Raw genomic sequence first — 2603 nt, forward strand, 5'->3', positions numbered from 1 at the left:
GGGGTGCGGGGCGGGGGGGCGCGCGCCCCCCCGCCCGCCCGGGGCGGCGGCGGCGCCCTCCGCCCCCCCCCGCGGGGGGGGGGGGGGCGGGGGGGGGGCGCGCCCCCCCCCCCCCCCCCCCCCCCCCCCCCCCCCCCCGCTCCTACATTTATTTTTAGCCTTTCGACTTCAGCCTGGCGACCAGCGCCTTCAGCACCGCCTGCGTTTCCTGGGCGAAGAAGTCATCGATGAAGCCGGGATCGAGCAGGCCGTTCGTGTCACCCCATACCTCGAGCAGATCGGCGCGGGCGATCGCGCGGGTGCGCAGCATGGCGTGCGGCGGCGATTTCAGCAGCTCCGCGAGCCACTGCACCGAACGCTGCACTACCTGCTCCACGGTCGCCAGTTCGTCGACCAGGCCCAGCGCGTGGGCGGCTTCCGCATCCACCATGGCACCGGCGACCAGCAGCCGTTCCGCGCGGTAAGCGCCGACGATGCGGCGCATGGCGAACTGGATGGGCTCGGGCACGGAAAGGCCCACCTGCACTTCGTTCAGGCCGATCTTGTACATGCCGTGCGCCATCACGCGGTAATCCGCGAACAGCGCAAGCACGGCACCACCGGCCGGGCTATGGCCCGTCACGGCGGCGACGACCGGCACCGGCGAGGCGGCGATGGCGCCGCACAGCGCAAAGAAGTCGTTCCAGAAGCCTTCGACGCCGGCGCGATCAAGTTGCAGCAGCGCAGGCACATCGACGCCGGCCGAGAACATGCCTTGGGCGCCCGACAGCACAATGCCGCGTGCACCATTGACGGGTGCCTCCTGAATGGCCGCACGCAGCGCATTCACCAGCGTGGTGTCGAGTGCATTGACCGGCGGCCGCGCCATCCGGATCTCGTGGATGGCGCCGTCGTGGGGAAGAATATCCAGCATGGGTTTGCCTCGGGTCGGGTTTAGCGGGGCCGGATGTCGGCGTCGGTCCAGGTGTAGCGTACGGCGAAATCGAGTGTGGCGTTGCCATGGGCCGGTACATCTACCTTGAACTCGAGCACGTCGGCGGTGTTCTTCGAAGGCTTGATCGAGGACGACACCAGCTCCCATGCGCGCCAGCGGGTCGGGCGCTCGCGCACCGTGATCGTGCGCGTGGTGTCGCCGGCATTGGTGAAGGTCAGGCGCGTGCCTTCGTCGATCTGCTTTCCGGCTACGTTGAACGATGTGCGCTCGCGCCTCGCGCGCAGGTCGAAGGCGTTACCCAGGTCGATCGTGGCGTCTTCGTTCTTCGGCGTGTCGCGGAGCGCGCCTTCGGCCAGCAGTTCGGCATTGCCATCGCGATCACTGGTCATCACGCGCACATACCCGGCCGGCAGGCTATCGAACGCCTTGAACTTGAGGCTGGTGTTGATCGGCGTGCCATCGCTGGGCGCGAGGTTCATGTCCGGCTGCACGGTGGGCTCACCGCCGTAGAAGCGCTGCCCGGTTTCGTACGTTGCCAGGCGCTCGCATGCCACGCTGCGGCTGTCGTAAAGCGGGCTCTGCGTGACGCTGCCGTCGGGCAGGTCGATCGGCTTGGGCAGGGTGTAGGTGCGCAGGTCGCCGAGGGTGGAAGGTAGCGGGTTGGTGGCTTCATCGGCCGCCATGGCGGCGGGGGCGGGCGCGGCACGCGCCATGAACACACGCGGCTGCGCGGGCGGCGCCTTTGCGCGGCGTGCGTCGCCGGCCACCAGTTTCAGCGACACCTCCTTCCAGTCACGGCCGCTGCGGTTCGCGATGCTCGCGTTGGCATCGAACGTCATGGAGCAGGCGCTGCCGGGCGCGAGCGTGGCGACATAGGCGCCGCGCCAGCCAAGGCCGGAGGTGGGGTAATCGAGCTGGGCCGTGCTGTTGCCGGCGGAGCCACCATCCACCCGCACCTGTAAGGTGGAGCCACGGGCGACGTTATCGACACCGGCGACGCGCAGCGCCGAGTAATCGCGCACGAGGGTGAATTGGCCGGAGGCATCGCGAAGCACCATGGGGCTGCCCGCCTGGACCAGGGTGCCGGCGGCAATATCCTGGCCGCCATTGCCGACGACCCGTACCTGCTGTCCGACCAGTCCGGCGACGGCACCGTCGAAACCCTGGCCGAGCAGCAGTCGCTGCGAAAGTACGCGGGTGCCCTTGCCGGGGAAGCGCAGGGTGAGTGCTTCGGCATCGAGGGCGGCGGGCAGGCCGCCAATGGAAAGATCTTGGGTGCCGCCTTTCAGATCGAACGCGCGGCGTTCGTGGACTACCGCGTAGCCATCACTGGAAATGGCATCGCCGGTCGTTTGAAACAGCTGGTCGCTGTCGGCGCGGTAGAGGGTAAGGGCGGTGCGCTCATCGGCCGCGAAGGCGGGCAGGGCGACGGCGCAGGCAATAGCCAGTACGAGGGTGCGGCGCATGGGTCTCTCTCCGTGTAGATCGCCGATGGATCATACCGGGAGGAGATGAATGCCATGCGCAATGCTGGTGCCCGCTTTCAGTAGGAGCGGGGGGGGGGGGGGGGGGGGGGGGGGGCGGCGCCCCGCGGGGGGGGGGGGGGGGCCCCGGCGCGGGGGGGGGGGGGGGGGCGGGGGAGGAAGTATAGTTGTTGTGTATAAACAGA

Annotated in this window: 2 protein-coding genes; both read right to left on the minus strand. The window is 69.3% G+C overall.

The window, feature by feature from the left end:
- Positions 1 to 154: 154 nt before the first annotated feature.
- Complete coding sequence (locus ABIE56_RS22580) at positions 155 to 913, minus strand: enoyl-CoA hydratase/isomerase family protein (protein ID WP_429246056.1); 759 nt, start codon at positions 911 to 913, stop codon at positions 155 to 157.
- Between the two features lie 20 nt (positions 914 to 933).
- Positions 934 to 2400 (minus strand): DUF4139 domain-containing protein, encoded by a 1467-nt coding sequence (locus tag ABIE56_RS22585; protein ID WP_429246057.1) that lies wholly within the window; start codon positions 2398 to 2400, stop codon positions 934 to 936.
- Positions 2401 to 2603: the final 203 nt, after the last annotated feature.

The organism is Luteibacter sp. 621, from assembly GCF_050435445.1.
In the GTDB taxonomy this organism is placed as follows: Bacteria; Pseudomonadota; Gammaproteobacteria; order Xanthomonadales; family Rhodanobacteraceae; genus Luteibacter.

Coding starts and splice junctions, on each gene's coding strand:
- ABIE56_RS22585 (WP_429246057.1), bottom strand. CDS start 2,400: ATGCGCCGCACCCTCGTACTGGCTATTGCCTGCGCCGTCGCCCTGCCC.
- ABIE56_RS22580 (WP_429246056.1), bottom strand. CDS start 913: ATGCTGGATATTCTTCCCCACGACGGCGCCATCCACGAGATCCGGATG.